Genomic DNA, 23,244 nt, shown 5'->3' on the forward strand with positions numbered 1-23,244 from the left:
ATTCGCGTCTGCGTTCACCCGACGCGCAGCGCGGGTCGTCACATCATCTCGGGACTCGCCAGCCGGGTTCCATCGCTAAAGCGCGTCAACCGGTAGGGCTGAATATCGATCCCGGTTGCGTCATTGGTCACGATGCGGCTAACCAGCATGCCGGCTCCCGGTCCCAACCCGAAGCCATGACCGCTGAACCCGGACGCGATCACGAGGCCGGGCGTGCTGTCCACACGCGACATCACCGGCACCAGATCGGGCGTCGTGTCGATCGCGCCGGCCCAAGCATGCGCGACACGCAATCCCGACAGCTCGGGAAATACCGTCGCGACGTTTTCCAGCGCACGGGTCGGCCACTCGGCATCGGGCACAGGATTCAGAACCCGCGTTAGCTCGAACGGCGAGATGTCGTCGTTACGCCAGTCGGCACTCCCTTCGGAGCCGCCGAAGAACGGTTGCGCGATCCGGAACTTGAGCTTCTTGTTGAGTTTGCTGCGGAACATCTTGCGAAACTTGACCGCGTGCCGCAGGTTCTGCGGCGCGATTTCCATGCGTCCGTAGCCGGGGACCGCGATCGTATAGCCGCCGTCGAGCCGCCGCCTCATCGCGAAGTTCGGGCCGGAGAAGCACCCGTCTATCACGGCCGGCGCTTCGGCCGTGCGCAGCGCGGTGCCGATCACGTTGACCGCCGGCAGATCGATGCCATGACGCCGGCAGAAGAGGGCACTCCACGCGCCGCCGGCCAGCACGACGCTGCTCGCGCCGATCAGGCCGCGCTCGGTCCATACACCGGAGACACGGCCCGCGCTGACATCGAGCCCGCGAACCGCGCAGGTCTGATGCACGCGCGCGCCGAGCCGTTGCGCGCCTCTTGCAATGGCGGGCGCCGCTTTCGACGGCTCCGCGCGTCCATCGGAATGCGACCACACGCCGCCTGCCCACTTCGCCTGACCATTGGGAACGCGCGCCGCCAGTTCGCGAGCCGACAGCAACTGACTATCGAAGCCGAGCGCACGGGCCTTGCCGAGCCATGCTTCCCATTGCGCGACGTCCGCGGACTGCTCGCTTCCGTACAGGATGCCGGCTCGCCTGAAGCCGATGTCTTCGCCGAGTTCGTCGCTCAACTCGCTCCAGCGCGCGAGGCTTTGCATCGCGAGCGGCAACTCGTGCAGATCGCGGTTCTGCTGACGCACCCAACCCCAGTTGCGTCCCGATTGTTCGGCGCCAATGATGCCTTTCTCGAGCAGCACGACCGATACGCCGCGCCGCGCAAGCTCGTAAGCGGTGCTGACGCCGATAATGCCGCCGCCGATCACCGCGACGTCACAGCGAGCGGGGAATCCGTCGCTATTCGAAACTTCGTCGATTCTTAGCATGTTCGAGCCACCATGATGGATGTGAGCGGCGATTACCGGGTGCGTGTGGCCGCAGTCAAAAGATCACGTAGATCTTGCGCAGCGTTTCGTCGATGTTCCAAAGCCCTTCGGTGTTGGCTTCGAAGAACAGCGTGTCGCCGGCGGCGAAGCGGATCGTGTCTTCTCCGTCGGGTGTGAAGGTGCCGCTGCCCTTGATGAAATGCATGACCTCCGCCTGCTTGACCGAGCGCCTGTAGGTGCCGGGCGAGCACTCGAACAGCCCGGTGTCGACCGCGTCATGACCCGGAATCACGTACTGGCGTCCCGCTACGCGTGACGGCTCGGTGCCGGGCAGGCCGGCGGTTCCCCAATCCTCGAGGGCGGTGACTTCCGCCGCTTGCCTGATCTGCTGGACTTTCATGTGGTTTGTTCCTGTTGGCGTGAGCGCAGGTCGATACGGCGTTCGATCCGGCCTAGCCGGACCACGGTGACGCCGGCGCGCAACTGGCGCAGCGACGGCATCACGAGCATGCAGTCGTCGTACGGCGTCGCGACCGGCTGGCCATCGGACCAGGCGATCACGGTGCCGGCGTGCTCGAACGTTTCGAGCCCGGTGTAGGGTCCCGCGAAGCGGAAGTCCATGCTCTTTGCAACGACCGGTTCGGTCACGCGGACGATGCGCATTTCGTCGGGCAGCGGCCTGATCCAGCCGGACGGCAGATCCGCCGCGTCGACGATGCCCGAGAGCAACAGAAAACGCGCGGTGCTGTCGCGCGCGACCGTCACCGCGCTGGCTTCCCAATGCTGGCCGCATTCGATCAGCAGCGCGTTCTTCGCGCTCGCGTCGTCGCCGAAGCCTTCGTAGTCGCGCATCCGGCGGCCTTCGGGGTGGCCTTCGTCCTGGATCACGGTGGCGGGCGCGCCGAGCCGCTCGGCCAGTTCCGCGCCTTTGCGCAGCGGGCCCGCGACGATCAGCGGCGCGCTTTTTTCATGCATCGAATGCAGATCGAGCAGCAGGTCGACCGTGTCGATCACCGGCCGCATCGCGCGCGCACGATCGAGTTCGGACGAGCGCGCTGCAACGTCGTCGAGTTTCGCGGCGGTCCATACGCGATTGAAGTCCTGATCGACGAAGCGGGCCTTGTCGGGCGTTGCCGGATCGAAGCTCGCGTAGGCGGCGACGTTCGCGAACGACAGCGTGAGCTTGCCGCGGCGCGGCCGCAGCCCGCCGCGCAACAACGCGTCGACAGTGATCGCGCCGCACACTTCGTTGCCGTGCGTGAGCGCGTTGATCATCACGTGCGGCCCGGGTTGGCCGCAGTCGAACGTGTGCACGTATGCGATGCCGGTATTGCCGTCGGCGTGCGCCGAGATGTCCGGGAATTCGACTTCGATCGGATAGGCTTGCATGTTTACTCCAGTCCTCCCTGACACAGATACTTGATCGACAGATAGTCATCCAGTCCGTACTTCGATCCTTCGCGACCATAGCCGGATTCCTTCACGCCGCCGAACGGCGCCGCCTCCGAAGCGAGCGCGCCTTCGTTGATGCCGACGATACCCGCTTCCAGCGCGCGCGACACGCGCTCGATACGGCGCATGCTCTCGCTATAGAAATACGACGCGAGCCCGAACGGCGTGTCGTTGGCGGCCTGCACCGCTTCCTGCTCGCTGTCGAACGGGAACAGCGGCACGACCGGGCCGAAGGTTTCCTCGCCGCACAACGCCATCGACGCCGTGGCGTTGCCCAGCACCGTGGGCGCGTAGTAGTGCGGTCCCAGTTCGGTGAGCCGCCGTCCGCCGGTCAGCACGACCGCGCCATTCGCGAGCGCGTCATCGACATGACGCGCGATCTTGTCCACGGCCCGCTCGTTGATCATCGGGCCGATCTGCGAAGCGGGATCGCTCGCGGGGCCGACCCGCAGCTCGGCCACCTTCGCGCCCAGCAGCGCGGAGAAATGCTCGTAGACGCCGCGCTGCACGTACACGCGGTTCGGACACACGCAGGTCTGCCCGCCATTGCGGAACTTCGCGGCGAGCAGGCCACTGGCCGCGGCATCGAGGTCGGCGTCGTCGAATACGATGAAGGGCGCATTGCCGCCGAGTTCCAGAGAAAGCTTCTTCAGCGTGCCAGCCGATTCACGCGCGAGGTGCTTGCCGACCGGCGTCGATCCGGTGAACGTGATCTTGCGCACGCGGCTGTCGGCGAGCCATTCGCCGACCGTCTCCGCCGCGCCGGCGCGCGAGGCCGAGATGAGGTTGAGCACGCCGGCTGGCACGCCCGCCTCGTGCGCCAGCATCACCAGCGCGATGGCGGTGAGCGGCGTGTCTTCAGCGGGCTTCGCGACGACCGTGCAGCCTGCCGCGAGCGCCGGCGCGATCTTGCGCGCGATCATCGCGAGCGGAAAATTCCACGGCGTGATCGCGGCGACGATGCCGATCGGTTCCTTGATCGCACTCATGCGTTTGCCACGCTGCTGCTGTGGAATCAGATCGCCGTAGATGCGGGTGGCTTCGTCGGCGAACCACGCGACGTACGACGCGCCATAGCTGACCTCGCCGCGCCCTTCGGCGAGCGGCTTGCCCTGTTCGAGCGAAATCAGCGCGCCGAGCGCGTCGCGATTCGCGACGATCAGCGCGTGCCAGCGGTGCAGCACGGCCGCGCGCTCGCTCGCGAGCCTTGCACGCCATGCGGGCAGCGCCTTGGCGGCGGCGTCGGTGGCGGCGCGCGCGTCGCTGGGACCGCTGTCGGCCACCTCGGCGATCAGCTTGCCGGTTGCCGGATCGGTGACCGCGAAGCGGCGGCCGCTCGCGGCCGCGACCCACTCGCCGTTGATGAAGTTGTCCGTGCGGATCAGCGCGCGGGCCTGTTGTTCGAGATTCGTGCTCATCTGGGGTCTCCAGTGCGGTTGGCGTGCGACGGCGCAGCGCCCGACACGCGCCGGGCAGTCAGGCCGTCTGCGCTGTCAGTGATCGGTGCCTATCGACGGCTCGCGCTGGCGACGTGCGCCGCGATCGCCGCGCCGACTTCCGTGGTCGATGCGCTGCCGCCCAGGTCGCCCGTGCGCGGGCCGTCCTTCAGCACCTGCGTGATCGCGGCGACGATCGAGTCATGCGCATCGCGCTCGACGCCCGCGCCGTTGCCGAGAAAGTCGAGCATCATCGCGGCCGACCAGATCATCGCGACCGGATTGGCGATGCCCTTGCCGGCGATGTCGGGCGCCGAACCGTGGACCGGCTCGAACAGCGACGGAAAGCGCCGGTCGGGGTTCAGGTTGCCTGACGGCGCAATGCCGATCGTTCCGGTGCATGCCGGACCGAGGTCGGAGAGGATGTCGCCGAACAAATTCGACGCGACCACCACGTCGAAACGGTCGGGGTTCAGCACGAAGCGCGCGCACAGAATGTCGATATGCTGACGGTCCATTTTCACGTCGGGGTAGCGTGCGGCCATTTCATCGGCGCGCGCATCCCACCACGGCATGCTGATCGCGATACCGTTGCTCTTCGTCGCAACCGTGATCCTCTTCGCGCGGCGCCGCGCCAGCTCGAACGCGAACTTCATCACGCGCTCGGTGCCGTGGCGCGTGAAGATCGACTGCTGCATCACGACTTCGCGCTCGGTGCCCTCGAACATCGTGCCGCCCACCGACGAATACTCGCCTTCGGTGTTCTCGCGCACGATCATGAAGTCGATATCGCCGGGCTTGCGGTTGGCGAGCGGGCTGGGCACGCCGTCGAACAGGCGAGCGGGGCGCAGGTTCACGTACTGGTCGAATTCGCGGCGGAACTTCAGCAGCGATCCCCACAGCGAAATATGGTCGGGCACCTTGTCGGGCCAGCCGATCGCGCCGAACAGAATCGCATCGCAGTCCTGCAACTGCTGCTTCCAGTCGTCGGGCATCATCTGGCCGTGTTGCGCGTAGTAGTCGCACGACGCCCATTCGATATGTCGGTAGTCGATGCCGATGTCGAAGCGCTGGCAGGTGGCGTCCAGCACGCGCAGGCCTTCGGGCATCACTTCGGTGCCGATGCCGTCGCCGGGAATGACGGCAATGCGGTATTTGCGGGTCATACGTGTCTCTCCTTGCGTTGATCGCGCGCCGTCTGCCGGCACCGCGCGGATCGCCAATTGGGGGTGCGTTCTCGTGTCGGGCCGTGCATCGGTATCAGTAGCCGCGAGTCCGGTCGATCAGGCCGTTCATGCGCTCACCGGCGCGATGCAGACGCAGGTTTTCCAGCACCGCATCGACAGCCGATTCGGGCCGCGTCGCGCTCGCGATATGCGGCGTGATGCGCACGCGCGGCTGGGTCCACAGCGGATGGTCCGCGGGCAGCGGCTCGGGGTCGGTGACGTCGAGCACCGCGCTATGAATCTGTCCGCTTTGCAGCGCGTCGAGCAGGTCGCCGCTGACGAGTTGCGCTCCGCGCCCAACGTGCACCAGCGACGCGCCTCGTGGCAGCCTGTCGAATACCCGGCGGCACAGCAGCCCGCGCGTCGCGTCCGTCAGCGGCAGCAGGCAGATCAGCACGTCGGTGCGGGCCAGCATCGCATCGAGCCCGGCCTCGCCCGCGTAGCAGGCGACACCTTCGATGTCGTGCTGCGAGCGGCTCCAGCCCGCGCAGGCAAAGCCGAACAGCCGCAAACGCTCGAGTACCGCGGTGCCGAGCATGCCGAGGCCGAGCACACCGATGCGGCGCGACGCGGCGGCGCAGAGCGGCAACGGCTGCCAGGCGCGCGCCTGCTGTTGCAACGCGTAGTCGAACAGATCGCGGTGAATCGCCAGCACCGCCCCGGTCACATACTCGACCATGCCTTCGACGATGCCCGGTTCGAGCATGCGCACCACCGGCAGATGGGCTGGAATCTGCGACAGGTCCAACTGATCGACGCCCGCGCCGACCGAGAACACGACTTCGAGATTCGGCAGCGTGAGCGCGAGGTCGCCCGGCTGCCACGCGACCAGATAGCGCACGGCCGCGCGATCACCGACGTCCGGCCAGACGCGGAACTGGATCTCGGGCGCGAGCTGCGCGAAGCGCTCGGCCCATAGCGCTCCACGCACCGGATCGGCCTTGTAGAGGACCGTCATCGCCGTTTATGCCATCGCCTGATTGATGATGCCGTACGCGCGCCATGTCGCGTCGGGGGCCGCCTCGCGCGCGTCGGCAGAAGCGTTGCGCACCATCTTTTCGACCGAATCGACGCGCGTCAGGCCGAGGCTCGTCAGCCAGTCGTTGATGCCGGCGTCGCCCGGCACGTCGATCCGCACGAAATCGCCGGCATGCTGCGCGAGCCAGTACGAGATCAGTGCGCGGGCGCGCAGATCGTCGGCGGAGCATTGCGCGACGACCGGCCCGATCGAGTAGCCGCGTCCGAACGGGCGGAACAGCGAGAAGCCGAGTACTTCGCCGTCGCGTTCGAGCACCACGGCTTGCGAGAATTCGAGCAGCGACGGGATCGTCGCGCTGCGCTCGAGGCCGCTCGCACGCGACGCGATTTCGATCAGGCGGGGCGTGTCAGCGGGCGTCGCCGCGCGCAGATGCTCGCCGGGCGGCGGCGCGACGGCGGCCACGCTGCCAGGCGTTCCCTGATGCTGGGCGAGTCCGCCGCAGGCGACGAAGCCCAGCTTTTCGTAAAGCGGCTTGCCGGCGACCGTTGCATGCAGGAAGGTCACGCGGTTGCCGAGTTCTTCGAGCACCAGTTCCATCAGCTTGCGGCCGATGCCGCGTCCCTGTTCGTCCGGCGACACGATCACGAGGCCCAGCGTGCCCCGGTCGGCGCCGAATTTCCAGCACAGCGCGGTGCCGATCACGGTGCCGTTGTCTTCGGCGACGAAGCCGCATCCGGCGTCGTACATGAAGCGCCAGTCCTCGGCGCGGTGCGGCCAACGCACCGCAACGGAGAGGCGATGCGCGGCCGCGATGTCATCGGAGGTGAAACGGCGGTAGCCTGGCGATTTCTTCACTATTTTGGACACTGCAAACTCCTGCTGGCGGCGTGGTCAGCCTAGACTTTCGCATTCCCAGCGCCCGCTTCATAGGACGATCTTTTTGTTATTGGGACGCGCGCGTGGTCGGGCTCGATTCGCGTCGGCCAGTCAGCCGTAACGCAACCGCGCAGGTATTTTGTCGTTCACTCCAATGGTGCTATATTCAATATAATGATGGAAATTGCACGACCGTTCGGTGTGGTGAAGCGGCTGAAGCTTCTTCGCATGCCACGGCGCGTGTCCGGCACAACAATCGCAACGTCATCGACAGGAAACCCATGCAGCGAACACAGATCAGCAGGAAGCGCGAGGCCGACGCGGGTCACGGCGACGTCGGCACTCGTCTGCGCGCGCTGCGCGTCGCGCAGGGGCTGTCGATCAACGAGCTGGCGATGCGCGCGGGCGTATCGGTAGGCACGGTCAGCCAGGTCGAGCGCAACAAGGCCAATCCGTCGGTGCGGATTCTCGAACGCCTGCGCCAGGCGTTGGAGGTTCCGCTCACCGCGCTGCTCGAAGAAGACGACGCGGTCTCGGACCCGGTCACCGGCGATTTCGTGCGCAAGGCGGCCGAGCGGCCGCTGTTCGAAGTCGGCACGAACGGCATGCAGAAAGAATTGTTGTCGCCGCACGGCGATCACGATTTGCAGATGATGATCATCATGCTGCCGGCCGGTTCCGGTTCGGAGGAAGTGCTGGTCGGCATCGGCGAGAAGGCGGGGCTGGTGCTGGAAGGCACTGTCGTGCTGAACGTCGGCGACCGGCGCTCCGAACTGCGCGCGGGCGACAGCTTCCAGTTCAAGAGCACGGTGCCGCACAGTGTGCGCAACGAAAGCAAGAAGACCGCGCGTTTGCTTTGGATCATGAATACGCAGCCGCCCGTGATTCATCTTTGATCCGTCCGTAGTTCGAGCCGCGTGCCGTGTGGCGCGCGGCTCTGTCCTTCCTCTGTTTCCTCCGATCGTTCCGATGCGTCGCGTCCGCTTCATCTGGACCTCGGCTGACGTCGACGCCTTTCCTTCCCTGTTGTCCTTTTCGCTTTTGCGTTGCACGAACGGGTGGACGTGACGCATGGCCTTCCTCGCCCGCCGCGCTCGCGCCGGTCTGTCGCTCGTGTGCGCCGGTGCCGCAGCGCCTTCTGCGCGGCAGGCAACCTATCGCAGCGCACAACGAACTTTTCACAAAGTTTATTTTTGACCACTAGTATTTCATTTGATGTTCATTAAAATGAACTTCATCCGATGTTCGTTCATTCGGTGGTCGCGATGGCGAACAGCAGTGCCGGGTGGTGCCGGGAATCATCAGTGCGTTGACGCAAGCCGCACCACACACTTGAACCTACTGATCAGGCCAGGCATGTCCACTCCGTCACTCGATTTCGATCCTTCAGCCGTTCCGTTGCCGCAGGGGCATTTCATTGGCGGTGCGTACTATTCGGCGGACGAGGCGCAGATCGCCGTTCACCGGCCCTCGGATGGCGCTCTGCTCGGCCATGTGCCGGATGCGTCGGACGCGACCGTCGATTACGCAGTGAGCAATGCGCTTGCTGCATGGAAGACGAGCGGCTGGGGCACGCGTTCTCCGCGTGAACGCGCGAAGGTGCTGAGCCGCTGGGCCGAGCTGATCGATCGCGATGCGGTGAGCCTTGCCCAACTCGAGACGGTCAGCTCGACGCGCCCGGTGGCGGAAAGCTACGCGTCCGACGTGCCGTTCACCGCCGAGGCGATCCGCTTTTTCGCGGAGCTTGCCGACAAGCTCGGTGGCGATATCGCGGCGACGCGCCGCGACAGTCTCGGCTTCATTGCATCGGAGCCGTATGGCGTGATCGGTGCGATCACGCCTTGGAATTTCCCGCTGTCGATGTGTTCATGGAAGTGCGGCCCCGCGCTCGCGGCGGGCAACGCGGTCGTGATGAAACCGTCGGAAATGACGCCTTATTCGACGCTGCGAATTGCGGAACTCGCGATCGAAGCCGGCATGCCGCCCGGCATCTTCAACGTAGTGAACGGCCGTGGCGCGACGGCGGGCGCCGCGCTGACGCGTCACCCGGGCATCTCGAAGATGAGCTTCACGGGTTCGACCCGCACGGGCGCCGCGATCATGAGCGACGCCGCGATGCACGGCACCAAGCCCGTCACGCTGGAACTCGGCGGCAAGAGTCCGCAACTGGTGTTCGAGCACGTGCGGGATCTCGAACATACGGCGCGCTGCGTCGCCCGCGGCTTTACGGCCAACGGCGGCCAGGCCTGCGTGGCCGGTACGCGGCTGATCGTGCACGAGCGCATCGCCGAGCCGCTGATCGCCGCGATTGAACGGCAACTGCGGCCGATCAAGCCAGGTCCGCTGTGGGACAGCCGCACCGCTTATTCGCCGATCATCAGCGCCGCCCAGGCGCGGCGCATCGAAGCGCTGGTCGAGCAGAGCCGCGAGGGCGGCGCGCAAGTGATCTTCGGCGGCGGCTTTTACGAAGGCACCGCAGAAGGCTATTTCCACCGCCCCACACTGATCGCCAATGTTACTGCGGAGACACCCGCCGTGCGCGAGGAGCTGTTCGGCCCGGTGTTGACGGTACAGACATTCAAAGACGAGGAAGAGGGCATTGCGCTCGCCGCGCATCCGATCTACGGTCTCGCGGCGGGTGTCCATAGCAGCGACATCGGCCAGGCGCTGCGGGCGATGCGCCGCATCGCGGCGGGCACGATCTGGATCAACCGCTACGGCCGCAGCGGCGACATGATCATTCCGACCGGCGGCTTCGGCCAATCCGGTATCGGCAAGGATCTCGGCCGCGAGGCAATGGTGGCCAGCATGCGGCACAAGAGTGTGCTGATCGATTTCGAAACGTTGTGAACAATCGCGCTACACCGGCTTTACGCAAGCAGCAACCGCATCGATTCAACCCGCAACTGAACCCCGAGCCTGCGAACAGGTTCGCCACGACGACAGGATGTTGACCATGATCGATTTCGAACCGAAGTACATCACTTTCGACTGCTATGGCACGCTGACCAACTTCCAGATGGGCCAGACCGCGCGGCAGCTTTACGGCGACAAGCTGGACAAGGCGAAGATGGACGAGTTCGTCGAATTCTTCCGTGGCTACCGCCTCGACGAAGTATTGGGCGCATGGAAGCCCTACCGCGACGTGGTCGTGAACTCGGTGCGCCGCACCTGCGAACGCACCGGCGTGCCCTTCGACGAAGCGACCGCGCAGAAAATCTACGAAGCCGTGCCGACTTGGGGCCCGCACGCGGACGTACCAGAAGGGCTGTCGCGACTGGCCAAAAAGTACAAGCTGGTGATCCTTTCGAACGCGTCGAACGACCAGATCCACAGCAACGTCGACAAGCTCGGCGCGCCGTTCCACAAGGTCTACACCGCGCAGCAGGCGCAGGCGTATAAGCCGCTGCAGAAAGCCTTCGAGTACATGTTCTCGCAACTGGACTGCAATCCCGAGGACGTGCTGCACGTGTCGTCGAGCTTCCGCTATGACCTGATGACCGCGTACGACATGGGCATCAAGCACAAGGCGTTCGTCAACCGTAATCACGAGCCGCTGAATCCGTACTACGGCGTCAACGAAGTGTCGGGGATTCCGCAACTGGCATCGCTGCTCGGTCTCTGATCCACTGCTTCGGCCCTTTGGTGACATCGCTTTCCGTGCGCCAGTGAGCGGCGCACCCAACCGACAGGAATGCATCACGATGAAGCTCGACTCCTACTGGCTCGACACCGCGCCACGGTTTACCGGAGGCGCCCAGGGTCCACTGCCGCAGCGGGTGGACGTGGCCGTGGTCGGCGGCGGCTTCACCGGACTGTCGGCTGCGTTGGAACTCGCCAAACGCGGCAAGTCGGTGATCGTGTTCGAGGCGGGCCGGCTCGCAGCGCAGGCATCGGGCCGTAACGGCGGCCATTGCAATACGGGCGTCGCGCAGGACTACGCCGCGTTGTCCGCGCGCATCGGCAGCGAGCGCGCGGCGGAGTTCTATCGCGCGTATGCGGGCGCCGTCGAAACGGTGAAATCGATCATCGCGGAAGAGAGAATCGATTGCGATTTGCGCCACTCCGGGAAGATCAAGCTCGCGGCTAAGCCGCAGCATTTCGCGTCGCTCGCGAAGTCCTACGAGGTGTTGCGGCGCGAGGTCGATCCCGATGTCGAACTGGTGCCGCCCGAGCAGATTCACAAGGAGATCGCGTCGGACAGCTTTTTCGGCGGTCTCGTGCAGCGCAACGGCATGCAGATGCACATGGGCAAATTCGGCGTGGGTCTTGGCACGGCGGCGGCACGCCGCGGCGCGCAGATCTACGAGAACGCGCCGGTGACGGACCTGAAGCCGCTCGGCGGCAACACGTTCGACGTGCAGTGTCCGCTCGGCACGGTCCGCGCCGGGCGCGTGCTGATCGCCACGGGCGCGTCGCAGGTCGGTCCGCTGCAATGGTTCCGGCGCCGCATCGCACCGGTCGGCAGCTTCATCGTCGCGACCGAGCCGCTCGGCAAGGACCGCCTCGATGCGTTGTTGCCGACGCGCCGGTCGTATGTGACGACGTTGAACATCGGCAACTATTTTCGGGCCACGCCCGACGAGCGTTTGCTGTTCGGCGGCCGCGCGCGCTTTGCGATGTCGAACCCGCGTTCGGACGAAAAGAGCGGGCGGATTCTGCGTGACGGGCTCGCCCGCTATTTCCCGCAACTGGCCGATGTGCGCATCGATTACTGCTGGGGCGGCCTCGTCGACATGACGGCCGACCGCCTGCCGCGCGCGGGGCAGCATGAAGGACTGTTTTATTCAATGGGCTATAGCGGTCACGGTGTGCAGATGTCCGTGCACATGGGTCGACTGATGGCCGACGTGATGTTCGGCGCCGCCGCGCGCAATCCGTGGCGAACGCTCGAATGGCCCGCGATTCCAGGACACTTCGGACGCGCGTGGTTTCTGCCGCTGGTCGGCGCGTATTACAGGTTGCAGGATGTACTGCATTGAACGGATCGACTGATCGCTACTGTCAGATGCCAGGGCAGCGCGCAGATTGAAAAACACTATTCCCAAAGGAAATCCCCATGTTGCGTTTCATGTTCCAGCCTGCTTCCGCCGTCCGTTTCAACACCGTGCAGCGCTTTGCCGCTGGCGCGGGCCTCGCGATGACGATGATGTTCGGCGCCGCCCACGCCGCCGAGACGGCGACGCTCACGGCAGGCTCGCCGCCGTCGAGCGCACCGACTACGTTCATGAACGTGAAGACCCAGAAGATCGAAGGTCTGATGCCGGACGTCGTGAAAGAGATCGGCAAGCGCGAGGGCTTCAATGTGTCGTACGACGCGGTGCCGTTCTCGGCGCTGATCCAGTCGGTGGTATCGGGCAAGATCGACATCATCGTGGCCGGCATGACGCCGACGCCGAAGCGCGCCGAAGTGGTCGATTTCTCGCAGCCGGTTACGGCGTTCGGCGAAGGCATCATCGTGAAGGAGAGCAACAAAGCCGTCTATCGCTCGGTGCAGGACATGAAGGGCATGACGGTCGGTGCGCCGACCGGCACCGACTATGGCGATCAGTTGAAGAAGCTCGGGATTTTCACCGAAGTGAAGATGTACGACAGCCCGGCCGACATGACGCGTGACGTCGCGCTTGGCCGCATCGTCGCAGGCTTCAACGACTATCCGATCCTGAAGGCCCAGGAGGCGGCGGGCGCGATGGCGGGAACGCGGGTCGAAGATGCCTATGTGCCGATGGAAAAGTTCGACATCGCGATCGCTGTGAAGAAGGGCAACAGCGCGCTGATGACGAAGATCAACGACGCGCTGACGAAGATGAAGGCCGACGGCACGCTCGACACGATCCTGAAGAAGTGGCACCTCACCGGCTGATTCGCTTCTCGTGACAAGAGGCGGGCCCGCCACGATGCGGGACCCGCCCTGCGATGTTCGCCGCCCAGCGGAGCGGCGGACTGAACGAATGCAAACAGCAATGGAAGGCACGACATGCGCTGGCAAGACATAGCCGACTTTGTACCGATTCTGCTGCAAGGCGCGATGATGAGCATCATCATCACGCTGGGTTGCCTGCTGTTGAGCACCGTGCTCGGCCTGACCTGGGCGCTGTTGAAGATGTCGCGCTATCCGCACGTGGTACGCGGTGTGAGCGCGATGATCAACGTCGTGCGCGGTCTGCCGATGATCGTGCTGCTGTTCTACATCTACTTCGTGCTGCCGGATATCCACATCCAGGTGTCGGCGTTGCAGGCCAGCATCATCGGGCTGGGTTTCGGCTACTCGACTTACGTCGCGGAAATCTTCCGCGCGGGTATCGAGGCGGTCGATCCGGGCCAGTACGAAGCCGCGCAGTCGATCGGCATGGGTCGCGTGAAGACGATGGTACGGGTGATCCTGCCGCAGGCGATCAAAGTCGCGCTGCCACCGTACAGCAACACGCTCGTGATGATGCTGAAGGACTCATCGCTTGCATCGACGATCACGGTCGCCGAAATGACTCGCGAAGGCCAGTTGATCGCGTCGTCGACGTTTCAGAATCTGACGGTGTACACACTCGTCGCGCTCGGCTACCTGGCGATGAGCCTGCCGCTGATGAGCATGACCCGCAATCTGGAACGACGATTCGGTCGGCACAGGGCCAGGTAAGTGCGAAGTGAGGATGCGATGATCGAAATCACGAATGTGCACAAGAGTTTTGGCTCCGTACCGGTTCTCAAGGGCATTTCGCTCAACGTGAACCAGGGCGAAGTGGTCTGCCTGATCGGTGCGTCGGGCTCGGGAAAATCAACCCTGCTGCGCTGCATTAACGCGCTGGAGTCCTACGACGAAGGCGAAATTCGCCTGCTCGGCGAGCGCGTCGAGCAGCGCGCGCGCAACATCAACCAGTTGCGCACCCAGGTCGGCATGGTGTTTCAGCGCTTCAATCTGTTTCCGCACCGCACCGCGCTCGAGAACGTGATGGAAGGGCCCGTGCACGTCAAACGCCTTGCGCGTGCGCAAGCGCAACGCGAAGCGTCCGAACTGCTCGACAAGGTCGGGCTCGGCCACAAGCTGCACGCCTATCCTCATCAGCTTTCGGGAGGGCAGCAGCAACGAGTGGCGATTGCCCGTTCGCTCGCGATGAAGCCCAAGGCGATCCTGTTCGACGAGCCGACCTCGGCGCTCGATCCGGAACTGGTCGGCGAAGTACTTGGCGTGATGCGCACCCTTGCGCGCGAAGGCATGACGATGCTGGTCGTCACGCATGAAATGGGCTTTGCGCGTGAAGTGGCAGACCGGGTGTGCTTTCTGCACGCCGGACTCATCATCGAGGAGGGCACTGCGCAGCAGGTGCTGGGTTCGCCGCGCGAGGCGCGTACCCGCGAATTCCTGCGGCACGTGCTGAGCAATCGCAGCGACGCTCACGTGTCGCCGGACGGCATGGCGGGAGCCGCGGCATGAACGGCAGATTCGTACGCTTGGGCGAGACGGCTCGCGCCAAAGTCGAGCTGACGATCGACGGTGACACCGTCGAAGCGCTGGCCGGCGACACGTTGCTCACCGCGATGCTGTGCTCGGTGCGGCACGTGCGGCAGTCCGAATTCGGTGCTGAAAAGCGCGCCGGCTTTTGCCTGATGGGCGCGTGCCAGGATTGCTGGGTATGGACCGCCGACGGCGAGAGGCTGCGCGCCTGCACCACCGTGGTCGAAGCAGGCATGCGCGTCGTCACGACGCAACCGGAGGGCCAATGGGCGAACCTCGCATCGTAATCGTCGGCGCAGGACCCGCAGGGGTGCGCTGCGCGGAAACATTGCTGGCGGCCGGCATCCGCCCGATCGTCGTCGATGAAGGACGGCGCGATGGCGGGCAGATCTACCGGCGCCAGCCCGACGGCTTCACGCGGCCGTACGCGAAGCTGTACGGCACCGAAGCCGCGCGCGCGGAGGACCTGCATCGCAGCTTCGAGCGACTGCGCCCGCAGATCGATTACCGTCCTCAGACGCTCGCGTGGAACGTCGCGCAAGGCAAGCTGCATATCGTGCATGAAGGACACGCGAGCGCGCTGGGCTACGACGCGCTGATCCTGTGCCCCGGCGCGACCGACCGGCTGATGCCGGTCAAAGGCTGGCACTTCGCCGGGACCTACAGCCTCGGCGCCGCGCAGATCGCGCTGAAGTCGCAGGCCTGCGCGATTGGCCGCCAGGTCGTATTCATCGGGACCGGCCCACTGCTGTATCTGGTCGCGAACCAGTATGTGCAGGCGGGCGCCAAGGTAGCGGCAGTACTCGACACGTCGACGACCGGTGCGCGGCTGCGTGCGCTGCCCAAATTGCTGGCGCGCGTCGATGCATTGCGCAAGGGCCGCGCGCTCGTGGCGGCGCTGAAGCGCTCGGGCGTGCGGGTCGAAAACGGCATCGAGCCGCTCGAAATTCTCGGCACGCCGGACGACGGCGTGCTTGGCGTACGCTTTCGCGACGCGCGCGGCAAGGTCGCGCAGATCGATTGCGACGCGGTGGGTCTCGGCTATCACCTGCGCCCGGAAACTCAGCTGGCCGACCTCGCGCGCTGCGCGTTCCGTTTCGATGCACCGACGCGGCAATGGGTGCCGCAAATCGATGAACTCGGCCGCGCGACCGAAAAGGGCGTCTATATCGCCGGTGACGGTGCGCGCGTGCTCGGCGCGGATGGCGCGGAGATCGCCGGACGGCTCGCGGCCTACGCTGCGTTGAGCGATCTCGGGCGTGCGGTGCCGGCCGCGACGCTCGCCACGTTGACGCGCGAACAGCGCAAAATGGAGCGCTTCCGGCTCGGTCTCGCTGAAGCGTTTGCGTGGCCTGCCGGGCAGGCGGCCCGTCTGTCGGACGATACGATCGTTTGCCGGTGCGAAGGCATCACCGCGGGCGAACTGCGCCGCGTGGTGCGCGACGAAGGCGCGCAGGAAGCGAACCGCGCCAAAGCGTTCAGCCGCGTCGGCATGGGGCGCTGCCAGGGACGCTACTGCGGCCATGCGGGCGCCGAGGTGATCGCGGCGGCCGCGCACGTGCCGCTCGAGCAGGTTGGCAGGCTTCGCGGGCAGGCACCCGTGAAGCCGCTGGCCATCGCAACCGTGGAGGATACCGAATGAACCGCGCACAGGCCGATGTGCTGATCGTGGGCGGCGGGTTCATGGGTGCTTCCGCCGCATTTTTTCTGAGGCAACGGGGCCGCTCGGTGATCCTGCTCGAGCGCCAGCTCGTTGGTCAGCAGGCGAGCGGTACCAACTTCGGCAACGTGCGCCGGCAAGGGCGCTTTCTGCCGCAACTGCCGCTTGCGAACCGTTCGCGCGAAATCTGGGGGCGTCTGCCCGAACTGATCCAGCACGACGCCGAGTTTTTGATGTCCGGCCATGTGCGCGTCTGTTATCGCGAAGAGCAGGCCGACCAGTTCGAAACCTATGCGAAGGAGGCCGCGCACTACGGTCTCAAGCTCGATCTGCTGCGCGGCGACGCGCTGCGCGCACGGTTTCCGTTTCTCGGTGCCGAGGTGCTGGCGGGCTCGTACTCGCAAATGGACGGGCACGCGAATCCGCGGCTCGCGGCGCCCGCGTTTGCTCGCGCGGCGGCGCGGCTCGGCGCGCAGATCGTCGAAAACTGCGATGTCGTGACAGTGGAAAAAGAGGGCGCCGAGTTTCGCGCGACGAGCGCCGACGGCCGTACCTTCCATGCCCCGGTGCTGCTGATCACCGCGGGCGCGTGGGGCAATCTGCTCTCGGAGCAGTTTGGCGAAGCGGTGCCGATCGCCGTCAACGGCCCGCAAATGGCTGTGACCGAACCCGTGCCGTATGTGATCCAGCCGGTGGTCGGCGTGTCGTCGCCGCAGATCGAGGAGGTCGTGTACTTCCGCCAGGTCGCGCGCGGCAATATCGTGATCGGCGGTTGCGCGCGTGCGCCGGCGTATCTCGACGAACGCCGTGCGAAGGTCCTGCCGCAAAGCACGTTGCTGCAGTTCAGGCAATTGCAGCGCGTCGCGCCGATGCTGCGCAGGCTGAACATCATCCGGGTATGGAGCGGCGTCGAAGGCTATATGCCCGACGACCGGCCGATCATGGGCGCGAGCGGCACGACGAGCGGCCTGTTCTATGCGTTCGGTTTTTGCGGCGCGGGGTTCCAGCTGGGGCCGGGCGTCGGCGACACGATGGCCGAACTGATCGACACGGGCGCGACCAGCACGCCGCTCGAGCCGTTCGACATCCGCCGCTTCGCGGCCAGCCGGGGTGCTTCGCCGGTGGCTCCTGTCACGTCGCGCGTTGCGTGAGCGGAGCGTCGATGCTGAGCCCGAGCCGAACCTCGTCGTCATCATCCGCGCCCGATCTCGCGGGCGCGAACCGTCATGCGGCACGCGTGCCGGATCGAGTGAGCCGCGCCGTCGAGCGCGCGGTCAACTTCATCGATGCATGTTTCGCCGAGCCGATCAGCCTATCCGAACTGGCCGCCGTCGCGGAGCTGAGCATTTCGAGGTTTGCAGTGCGCTTCAGCGCGGAGATTGGCGTGTCGCCGCAGCAATACGTGAGGCTGGTGCGCGTACGGCATGCGCAACGCCTGCTGCGGCGAGGCATGCCGCCGTCGATCGTCGCGGCCGAGGTGGGCTTCTTCGATCAAAGCCATCTATGCCGGCATTTCAAGCGCGTGCTTGGCATAACGCCGGGTGAGTGGCTGAGCACCAACGGCTGATTGCGACCCGAAGGCTCATCGGGCCGCGACCGCTTCATTGATGCCGTTGCGAGAACAGTGTTTCCAGCGGGTATTCGGATTTCACGAATGGCGTCTTGATGATCACGTAGCTGAAATACTTCTCGATGCCGATGTCGCGCTCCAACAGTCCTTCGATCACACTCTGATAGTGATTGACGCTGCGCGTGACGAACTTCAGCAGATAATCGTATCCGCCGCTCGCCAGATGGCATTCGATGATCTCCTCCACGGGGCGGATCGCCGCCTCGAACTTGGCGAAGTCCTCGCGGCGATGGTCGGCAAGTGTGACCTCGGTGAACACGATCTGCACGTCGCCGAGTTTCTGCAGTTGGATGTGTGCGCCGTAGCCGACGATATAGCCGGCCTTTTCGAGCCGTTTCACGCGGATCAGACAGGGGCTCGGCGAGAGCCCCACGGCGTCAGCAAGCTCGACGTTCGTGATGCGGCCTTTTTTCTGCAGTTGCGAAAGAATACGCAGGTCGATCCGGTCCAGCTTCGTGTCGCCGCTTGTCGTCATGTATCGGTCTGCCCGTCGAAGGTTCTGCTTTTCGCTGCATGGCGCAACGCCAGAGTCAAGCGACGCGCAGGCCGATGTTATCACGCGCTCAGGCGGCTGCGCGGCTTGCGCCGCGCAACGCGGCACGCACCTCCGCATGGTCGAGCACTTCGTCGAGCGTGCGCCGCAAACGGCCGAACAGCTGGTCGAATTCCGCCTCGCCGAAGCAAAGCGCGGGCGCGAAACCGAGGATGCTGTCGCCGAACGCGCGGAACACGAGCCGGTTGCGGTAGGCCGCTTCGGCGATCCGTTCCGGCAGCTTCAGCGACGCATCGAAGCGTGCGCGCGAACCCTTGTCGGCGACGAGTTCGAGCGCGCCGAGTAGGCCCCGATGACGTGAGTCGCCGACCAACGGATGATCGAGCAGCGCGTCGAGTCCGGCGGCAAAACTCGGCGCCTGCGCAATACCGTTGGCGAGCAGACCACCCTCCTGATAGAGACGCAGCACTTCGAGGCCGATCGCGGCGCTGACCGGATGCGCGGAGTAGGTCTGGCCGTGACCGACCACCGCGGTATCGCGCGCATCGCCCGCGATGCCCTGGTAGATTTCGTCGGACATCAGCACCGCGCCCATCGGCGCATAGCCCGAGGTCAACCCCTTCGCCACCGTCATCAGATCCGGCTCGACCTGTTCCGCCTCGCATGCGAACAGCGGACCGGTACGACCGAAGCCCGTGATGACCTCGTCGGCGATGAACAGGATGTCGAGACGGCGGCACGCGTCGCGCATCGCCTTCAACCAGCCCACCGGCGGCACGATCACGCCGCCCGATCCCTGGATCGGCTCGCAGAAGAACGCGGCGACGTTCTCCGCGCCGAGTGAGGTCACCTTCGCTTCGAGCGCGGCGACCGACGCGGCGATCAGCGCCTGCGCGTTGTCGCCTTGCGGCTGACGGTATGCATAGGGCGACGGCAGGTGGTGCTGGTGCGGCAGCGGCAGATCGAAGTTGCGGTGAAACGCGGGCAGCGCGGTGAGCCCCGCGCCGACGCTCGACGATCCGTGATAGCCGCGCTCGAGCGCGATCATCTGCTTTTTCGCCGGACGCCCCGTCGCGTTGAAGTAATGCGTGATGAAGCGTACCGCCGAGTCGATCGCATCGGAGCCGCCGAGCGTGAAGTAGACGTGCTGCAGCGAAGCGGGGGAGAGCGCAACCAGCTTTTCGGCCAGTTCGATGGCAGGTTCCGACGAGAAGTGGAAGTAGGTGGTCGCGTAGGGGAGCTTCGTCATCTGCCGCGTCGCCGCTTCGACGATGCTCTGCTGGCCGTAGCCGACGTTCACGCACCACAGGCCCGCGAACGCGTCGAGCAGTTCGTTGCCGTCGATGTCGCGCAGATACGCGCCGTGTCCGGATTCGAGTACGGTGGTGCCCCGCGCTTCGTGCGCGCGGTAGTTGATGACCGGGTGAATCAGATGCTTGCGGTCGGCGTCGATGAGCGATGTTCTTGACATGGTGGTATTTCCCCGCGGGTTGCGATCAGGTGAGCGTCACCCCTTGATAGTAGCGAGAGCCGCATGCGAGCCGTTCCGCCAAAAAAAGGCTCAAAGAGCGCAGGCGCAGCGTTTTCTACCCCACAGACAGCATTTTCTGCCGCGTGTGCTTAATAGCGGCGCGAACGGGAGTTCAGCCCGAGCGTTCGTGGCCGCGTCAGGTCAACGACTGCGCGATCACCGCGTACTGATGCAGCGAGCCGTCGGCGCGCCTCGGCTCGGAACGGCTTTGCGCGGATGCGATCCGCCGCATCCTGACGACCGTCTCCGTGGGTGCGAGGCCGAGGCCGGTTAGCCACGTTCGCAGGCCTTGCCCGTGCGGCACGTCGATGCGCACCAGCGCGCCTTCGTTCAGGGCGAGCCAATGACGGATCAGCGCTTTGGCATGCACGGCGTCCGGGCTCGCGCCGGCGACCACGGGGCCGATCAGGAAACCGCGTCCGAAGCGGCGGAACAACGAGAAGCCGAGGAGTTCGCCGTCGCGATCGAGCGCGATACCGTCGGCCAGATCGAGCAGCGGTGGCAGCACGTGGCTGCGGTCGAGACCGCTCGCGCGCGATGCGAGCTCGACGAGTTGCACGGCGTCGCTCGCGCCGAGCGGGCGCAGCCGCTCGTTGGCGGCCAGCGCGACGAGCGGCGGGCGGAACGCCGCGCCCTGCATCTGGTCGAGTGCGCCGCAGGGCTCGAAGCCGAGCGCGTCGCACATGGGCTGGGCAGCGTCGGTCGCATAGAGCGTGATGTCGCGCTTGCCGATCTCGTCGAGCGCGTAAGCGAGCAGCGTGCGGCCAATACCCAGGCCGCGATGCTGCGGCGCGACGAGCAGCATCCCGAGCGTCGCCTGATCCGCGCCGAACTTCCAGCACACCACAGTGCCGACCAATGCGCCTGCCGTCTCGGCAACGAAACCGATTCCCGTGTGCGCGGAGAATCCCCAGTCTTCACGGCGATGCGGCCAGCCGATCGCGGCGGACAGGCGTTGTGCGGCGGGCAGGTCGTTGGCGGTCAGGCGTCGGTAGGTGAAAAGTGCGTGCGTGGTTGAATCGGGCACGGGGTGCTCCGTGATTTGTCGGCCGTGCCGCGACTGTTGCACGTTGCTCGCGCGTTGACTAGTACGAACTTCTCATCGTCGTGCGTGCCGCACCCGAGGTGCCGCTGCGCCCGTGCCGGGCATGCCATGCGAAATGTGTGGTTCGGTCGTGGAGATTGCGTGCGGCGTGCTGAAACGGCCAATTTTGTCGGTGCAATCCGCGGTGCGCTCGCCGCTACGATGATGTGCATGCACCGACGCCTCGCTTCGAAGATCGCACATGGCGCCGGGCTCGCGCGTCAGGGTCAATGCCAGGGGCGGCAAATCATGCTGTTTGGACCACTCAAAACCATGTTTTCGAATGGTCGAATCCAGCGATACGCGATCAAAGCCATTTTTGGCAGTGCTTAAATCGATTCATGCAGTGCCGCCGCGCCGCGACCAGCACGCGGAGCGCCGTCGAACACCAATGCTGGATATCCCGCGTTCATTCACCAGTGAGGAGCAGTTCGCATGTACGACGACGAAATCAAAACGGGCGGTTTCAGCCGCCGCGACATGATGCGTTTGCTGGCTGCCGGCGGCATGCTCGCCACCGGTGCGGGAGGCTTGCTGGCGGGTGCTCGCCCCGCGCTTGCGGCGACCGCGCCGAAGAAAGGCGGCAAGATCCGGGTCGCCTACGACTCATCGTCGACCGCGGATACGCTCGACCCGGCCAAGGGATCGGCAGGCGCCGACTACATCCGCTTCTTCATGTTTTACAGCGGCCTGACGCAACTCGACAGTTCGCTGACGCCGCGGATGAATCTCGCCGAAGCGGTGGACACGAGCGATGCGAAGGTGTGGGTGATCAAGCTGCGCAAGGGCGCGACCTTCCACGATGGCAAGCCGCTCGCGCCCGCCGATGTCGTCTACTCGCTGATGCGTCATAAGAATCCGGCCACTGCTTCGAAGGTGAAGACGCTGGCCGATCAGTTCGTGGAAGCGAAGCAGACCGGCCCCAACGAAGTCACACTGACGCTCGCGTCGCCCAACGCGGACTTGCCGGTGATTCTCGCCACGCCGCAATTCGTGATCATCAAGGACGGCACGACGGACTTCACGACGGCCGTCGGTACCGGCCCGTACAAGGTGAAGACGTTCAAGCCCGGCGTCTCGACAGTCGGCGTGCGCAATGACAATTTCTGGAAGACGGGCGGCGGCCCCTACCTCGACCAGATCGAGCTGATCGGTATCGGCGACGACGCGGCGCGCATCAATGCGCTGCTGTCCGGCGATGTCCATCTGATCAGCGCCGTCGATCCGCGCTCGACGCAGCGCATTGCCGCGACGCCGGGCTATGAGGTGCGCGAGACCAAGTCGGGTCTCTATACCGATCTGATCATGCGACGCGACAATCCGCTGACCGGCAACCCCGATTTCGTACAGGGCATGAAGTATCTATTCGATCGTGACCAGGTCCGCACGGCGGTGTTCCGCGGCTATGCGGTGGTCGGCAACGATCAGCCGATTCCGCCCAGCCACCGTTACTTCAATGCGTCGCTGCCGCAGCGGCCGCACGATCCGGACAAGGCGAAGTTCTACTTCCAGAAAGCCGGAGCGATCGGGACGGCGTTGCCGCCGATCTATGCGACGACCGACGCGAACGGCTCGATCGAAATGGGCGTGCTGCTGCAGCAGTCCGCCGCGAAGATCGGCGTGAACCTGAACATCAACCGCGTGCCGGCCGACGGTTACTGGTCGAACCACTGGATGAAGCATCCGCTCGGGTTCGGTAGCGTCAATCCCCGCTCGAGCGCCGACGTGCTGTTCACGCAGTTCTTCAAGTCGGACGCGCCGTGGAACGAGTCGGGCTGGAACAACCCGAAGTTCGACCAGCTGCTGGTCGCCGCGCGCTCGGAAACCGACGATGCGAAGCGCAAGCAGATGTACGGCGACATGCAGGTGCTGGTAGCGGAGCAGGGCAGCATCGGCATTCCGGCCTTCCTGAGCCTGCTCGATGCGAACGACAAGCGCCTGCAAGGGCTTCAACCCATACCCACCGGCGCGATGATGGGCTTCAACTTCGCCGAGTACGTGTGGTGGAACGCGTAATACGCGCAAGCGCGCGCACGCGCCGGGCGTCGCCCGGCGCGTGC

Annotated in this window: 22 protein-coding genes; 12 read left to right on the plus strand and 10 right to left on the minus strand. The window is 65.2% G+C overall.

The features are described 5' to 3' along the window. Window positions 1-38 precede the first annotated feature (38 nt). From AB4Y34_RS14290 to AB4Y34_RS14320, 7 genes are all read right to left on the minus strand, one after another. A complete protein-coding gene (locus tag AB4Y34_RS14290; protein WP_368716374.1) occupies window positions 39-1,367 on the minus strand; it encodes an NAD(P)/FAD-dependent oxidoreductase in 1,329 nt (442 codons plus the stop codon). Between the two features lie 55 nt (window positions 1,368-1,422). Next, window positions 1,423-1,767: a cupin domain-containing protein gene (locus AB4Y34_RS14295; RefSeq protein ID WP_018435672.1), complete on the minus strand. Its 345-nt coding sequence runs from the start codon at window positions 1,765-1,767 to the stop codon at window positions 1,423-1,425. Continuing rightward, window positions 1,764-2,756: a M14 family metallopeptidase gene (locus AB4Y34_RS14300; RefSeq protein ID WP_368716375.1), complete on the minus strand. Its 993-nt coding sequence runs from the start codon at window positions 2,754-2,756 to the stop codon at window positions 1,764-1,766. The genes AB4Y34_RS14295 and AB4Y34_RS14300 overlap by 4 nt, the downstream gene beginning before the upstream one ends. Window positions 2,757-2,758: 2 nt before the next feature. Beyond that, window positions 2,759-4,237, minus strand: coding sequence for an NAD-dependent succinate-semialdehyde dehydrogenase (locus AB4Y34_RS14305; RefSeq protein ID WP_368716376.1), 1,479 nt, complete (start codon window positions 4,235-4,237; stop codon window positions 2,759-2,761). A gap of 89 nt (window positions 4,238-4,326) precedes the next feature. Further along, window positions 4,327-5,421: a tartrate dehydrogenase gene (locus tag AB4Y34_RS14310; protein WP_368716377.1), complete on the minus strand. Its 1,095-nt coding sequence runs from the start codon at window positions 5,419-5,421 to the stop codon at window positions 4,327-4,329. 94 nt (window positions 5,422-5,515) lie between these two features. Next, on the minus strand, window positions 5,516-6,439 hold the full coding sequence (locus AB4Y34_RS14315) for a 2-hydroxyacid dehydrogenase (protein ID WP_368716378.1): 924 nt from the start codon (window positions 6,437-6,439) through the stop codon (window positions 5,516-5,518). A 6-nt stretch (window positions 6,440-6,445) separates the two neighbouring features. Next, window positions 6,446-7,327: a GNAT family N-acetyltransferase gene (locus tag AB4Y34_RS14320; protein ID WP_368367287.1), complete on the minus strand. Its 882-nt coding sequence runs from the start codon at window positions 7,325-7,327 to the stop codon at window positions 6,446-6,448. Window positions 7,328-7,617: 290 nt separating this feature from the next. On the opposite strand from AB4Y34_RS14320, the gene AB4Y34_RS14325 reads away from it, so the two are divergent. From AB4Y34_RS14325 to AB4Y34_RS14375, 11 genes are all read left to right on the plus strand, one after another. After that, window positions 7,618-8,232: a cupin domain-containing protein gene (locus AB4Y34_RS14325; protein WP_176381839.1), complete on the plus strand. Its 615-nt coding sequence runs from the start codon at window positions 7,618-7,620 to the stop codon at window positions 8,230-8,232. Between the two features lie 460 nt (window positions 8,233-8,692). Continuing rightward, on the plus strand, window positions 8,693-10,186 hold the full coding sequence (locus AB4Y34_RS14330; protein WP_368716379.1) for an aldehyde dehydrogenase: 1,494 nt from the start codon (window positions 8,693-8,695) through the stop codon (window positions 10,184-10,186). A 106-nt stretch (window positions 10,187-10,292) separates the two neighbouring features. Then, the gene (locus tag AB4Y34_RS14335; protein WP_176381843.1) at window positions 10,293-10,961 is read left to right on the plus strand and encodes a haloacid dehalogenase type II; all 669 of its coding nucleotides are present in this window, start codon (window positions 10,293-10,295) and stop codon (window positions 10,959-10,961) included. 79 nt (window positions 10,962-11,040) lie between these two features. Then, window positions 11,041-12,318: an NAD(P)/FAD-dependent oxidoreductase gene (locus AB4Y34_RS14340; protein WP_368716380.1), complete on the plus strand. Its 1,278-nt coding sequence runs from the start codon at window positions 11,041-11,043 to the stop codon at window positions 12,316-12,318. 77 nt (window positions 12,319-12,395) lie between these two features. Then, window positions 12,396-13,199, plus strand: a complete 804-nt coding sequence (locus tag AB4Y34_RS14345) for an ABC transporter substrate-binding protein (protein WP_176381848.1) — start codon at window positions 12,396-12,398, stop codon at window positions 13,197-13,199. A 114-nt stretch (window positions 13,200-13,313) separates the two neighbouring features. Then, a complete protein-coding gene (locus tag AB4Y34_RS14350) occupies window positions 13,314-13,970 on the plus strand; it encodes an amino acid ABC transporter permease (protein WP_129958560.1) in 657 nt (218 codons plus the stop codon). Between the two features lie 18 nt (window positions 13,971-13,988). Beyond that, a complete protein-coding gene (locus tag AB4Y34_RS14355) occupies window positions 13,989-14,765 on the plus strand; it encodes an amino acid ABC transporter ATP-binding protein (RefSeq protein ID WP_018435684.1) in 777 nt (258 codons plus the stop codon). After that, a complete protein-coding gene (locus AB4Y34_RS14360) occupies window positions 14,762-15,073 on the plus strand; it encodes a (2Fe-2S)-binding protein (protein ID WP_176381850.1) in 312 nt (103 codons plus the stop codon). The genes AB4Y34_RS14355 and AB4Y34_RS14360 overlap by 4 nt, the downstream gene beginning before the upstream one ends. Then, the gene (locus tag AB4Y34_RS14365) at window positions 15,052-16,428 is read left to right on the plus strand and encodes an FAD-dependent oxidoreductase (RefSeq protein WP_368716381.1); all 1,377 of its coding nucleotides are present in this window, start codon (window positions 15,052-15,054) and stop codon (window positions 16,426-16,428) included. The genes AB4Y34_RS14360 and AB4Y34_RS14365 overlap by 22 nt, the downstream gene beginning before the upstream one ends. Further along, window positions 16,425-17,597 (plus strand): NAD(P)/FAD-dependent oxidoreductase, encoded by a 1,173-nt coding sequence (locus AB4Y34_RS14370; protein WP_368716382.1) that lies wholly within the window; start codon window positions 16,425-16,427, stop codon window positions 17,595-17,597. The genes AB4Y34_RS14365 and AB4Y34_RS14370 overlap by 4 nt, the downstream gene beginning before the upstream one ends. An 11-nt stretch (window positions 17,598-17,608) precedes the next feature. Continuing rightward, window positions 17,609-18,013 (plus strand): helix-turn-helix domain-containing protein, encoded by a 405-nt coding sequence (locus AB4Y34_RS14375; protein WP_368716383.1) that lies wholly within the window; start codon window positions 17,609-17,611, stop codon window positions 18,011-18,013. A 34-nt stretch (window positions 18,014-18,047) separates the two neighbouring features. Here the strand turns inward: AB4Y34_RS14375 and AB4Y34_RS14380 are convergent, their stop codons facing one another. The 3 genes from AB4Y34_RS14380 to AB4Y34_RS14390 form a co-directional block, all read right to left on the minus strand. Next, window positions 18,048-18,551, minus strand: a complete 504-nt coding sequence (locus AB4Y34_RS14380) for an Lrp/AsnC family transcriptional regulator (protein ID WP_176110758.1) — start codon at window positions 18,549-18,551, stop codon at window positions 18,048-18,050. Between the two features lie 88 nt (window positions 18,552-18,639). Beyond that, the gene (locus AB4Y34_RS14385) at window positions 18,640-20,040 is read right to left on the minus strand and encodes an aspartate aminotransferase family protein (RefSeq protein ID WP_368716384.1); all 1,401 of its coding nucleotides are present in this window, start codon (window positions 20,038-20,040) and stop codon (window positions 18,640-18,642) included. Window positions 20,041-20,236: 196 nt separating this feature from the next. Further along, window positions 20,237-21,127 (minus strand): GNAT family N-acetyltransferase, encoded by an 891-nt coding sequence (locus AB4Y34_RS14390; RefSeq protein WP_368716385.1) that lies wholly within the window; start codon window positions 21,125-21,127, stop codon window positions 20,237-20,239. Between the two features lie 492 nt (window positions 21,128-21,619). On the opposite strand from AB4Y34_RS14390, the gene AB4Y34_RS14395 reads away from it, so the two are divergent. Then, on the plus strand, window positions 21,620-23,200 hold the full coding sequence (locus AB4Y34_RS14395; protein WP_176381862.1) for an ABC transporter substrate-binding protein: 1,581 nt from the start codon (window positions 21,620-21,622) through the stop codon (window positions 23,198-23,200). Window positions 23,201-23,244: the final 44 nt, after the last annotated feature.

Origin of the sequence: Paraburkholderia sp. BR10954 (genome assembly GCF_040965775.1) — a bacterium.
GTDB lineage: Bacteria > Pseudomonadota > Gammaproteobacteria > Burkholderiales > Burkholderiaceae > Paraburkholderia > Paraburkholderia youngii.

Bases quoted from the DNA above. Each gene is read 5' to 3' on its own strand.
- AB4Y34_RS14315 (WP_368716378.1), bottom strand. From the start codon at position 6,439: ATGACGGTCCTCTACAAGGCCGATCCGGTGCGTGGAGCGCTATGGGCC.
- AB4Y34_RS14360 (WP_176381850.1), top strand. From the start codon at position 14,762: ATGAACGGCAGATTCGTACGCTTGGGCGAGACGGCTCGCGCCAAAGTC.
- AB4Y34_RS14365 (WP_368716381.1), top strand. From the start codon at position 15,052: ATGGGCGAACCTCGCATCGTAATCGTCGGCGCAGGACCCGCAGGGGTG.
- AB4Y34_RS14295 (WP_018435672.1), bottom strand. From the start codon at position 1,767: ATGAAAGTCCAGCAGATCAGGCAAGCGGCGGAAGTCACCGCCCTCGAG.
- AB4Y34_RS14385 (WP_368716384.1), bottom strand. From the start codon at position 20,040: ATGTCAAGAACATCGCTCATCGACGCCGACCGCAAGCATCTGATTCAC.
- AB4Y34_RS14300 (WP_368716375.1), bottom strand. From the start codon at position 2,756: ATGCAAGCCTATCCGATCGAAGTCGAATTCCCGGACATCTCGGCGCAC.
- AB4Y34_RS14290 (WP_368716374.1), bottom strand. From the start codon at position 1,367: ATGCTAAGAATCGACGAAGTTTCGAATAGCGACGGATTCCCCGCTCGC.
- AB4Y34_RS14355 (WP_018435684.1), top strand. From the start codon at position 13,989: ATGATCGAAATCACGAATGTGCACAAGAGTTTTGGCTCCGTACCGGTT.
- AB4Y34_RS14310 (WP_368716377.1), bottom strand. From the start codon at position 5,421: ATGACCCGCAAATACCGCATTGCCGTCATTCCCGGCGACGGCATCGGC.
- AB4Y34_RS14330 (WP_368716379.1), top strand. From the start codon at position 8,693: ATGTCCACTCCGTCACTCGATTTCGATCCTTCAGCCGTTCCGTTGCCG.
- AB4Y34_RS14345 (WP_176381848.1), top strand. From the start codon at position 12,396: ATGTTGCGTTTCATGTTCCAGCCTGCTTCCGCCGTCCGTTTCAACACC.
- AB4Y34_RS14335 (WP_176381843.1), top strand. From the start codon at position 10,293: ATGATCGATTTCGAACCGAAGTACATCACTTTCGACTGCTATGGCACG.
- AB4Y34_RS14370 (WP_368716382.1), top strand. From the start codon at position 16,425: ATGAACCGCGCACAGGCCGATGTGCTGATCGTGGGCGGCGGGTTCATG.
- AB4Y34_RS14350 (WP_129958560.1), top strand. From the start codon at position 13,314: ATGCGCTGGCAAGACATAGCCGACTTTGTACCGATTCTGCTGCAAGGC.
- AB4Y34_RS14305 (WP_368716376.1), bottom strand. From the start codon at position 4,237: ATGAGCACGAATCTCGAACAACAGGCCCGCGCGCTGATCCGCACGGAC.
- AB4Y34_RS14380 (WP_176110758.1), bottom strand. From the start codon at position 18,551: ATGACGACAAGCGGCGACACGAAGCTGGACCGGATCGACCTGCGTATT.
- AB4Y34_RS14325 (WP_176381839.1), top strand. From the start codon at position 7,618: ATGCAGCGAACACAGATCAGCAGGAAGCGCGAGGCCGACGCGGGTCAC.
- AB4Y34_RS14395 (WP_176381862.1), top strand. From the start codon at position 21,620: ATGTACGACGACGAAATCAAAACGGGCGGTTTCAGCCGCCGCGACATG.
- AB4Y34_RS14340 (WP_368716380.1), top strand. From the start codon at position 11,041: ATGAAGCTCGACTCCTACTGGCTCGACACCGCGCCACGGTTTACCGGA.
- AB4Y34_RS14375 (WP_368716383.1), top strand. From the start codon at position 17,609: ATGCTGAGCCCGAGCCGAACCTCGTCGTCATCATCCGCGCCCGATCTC.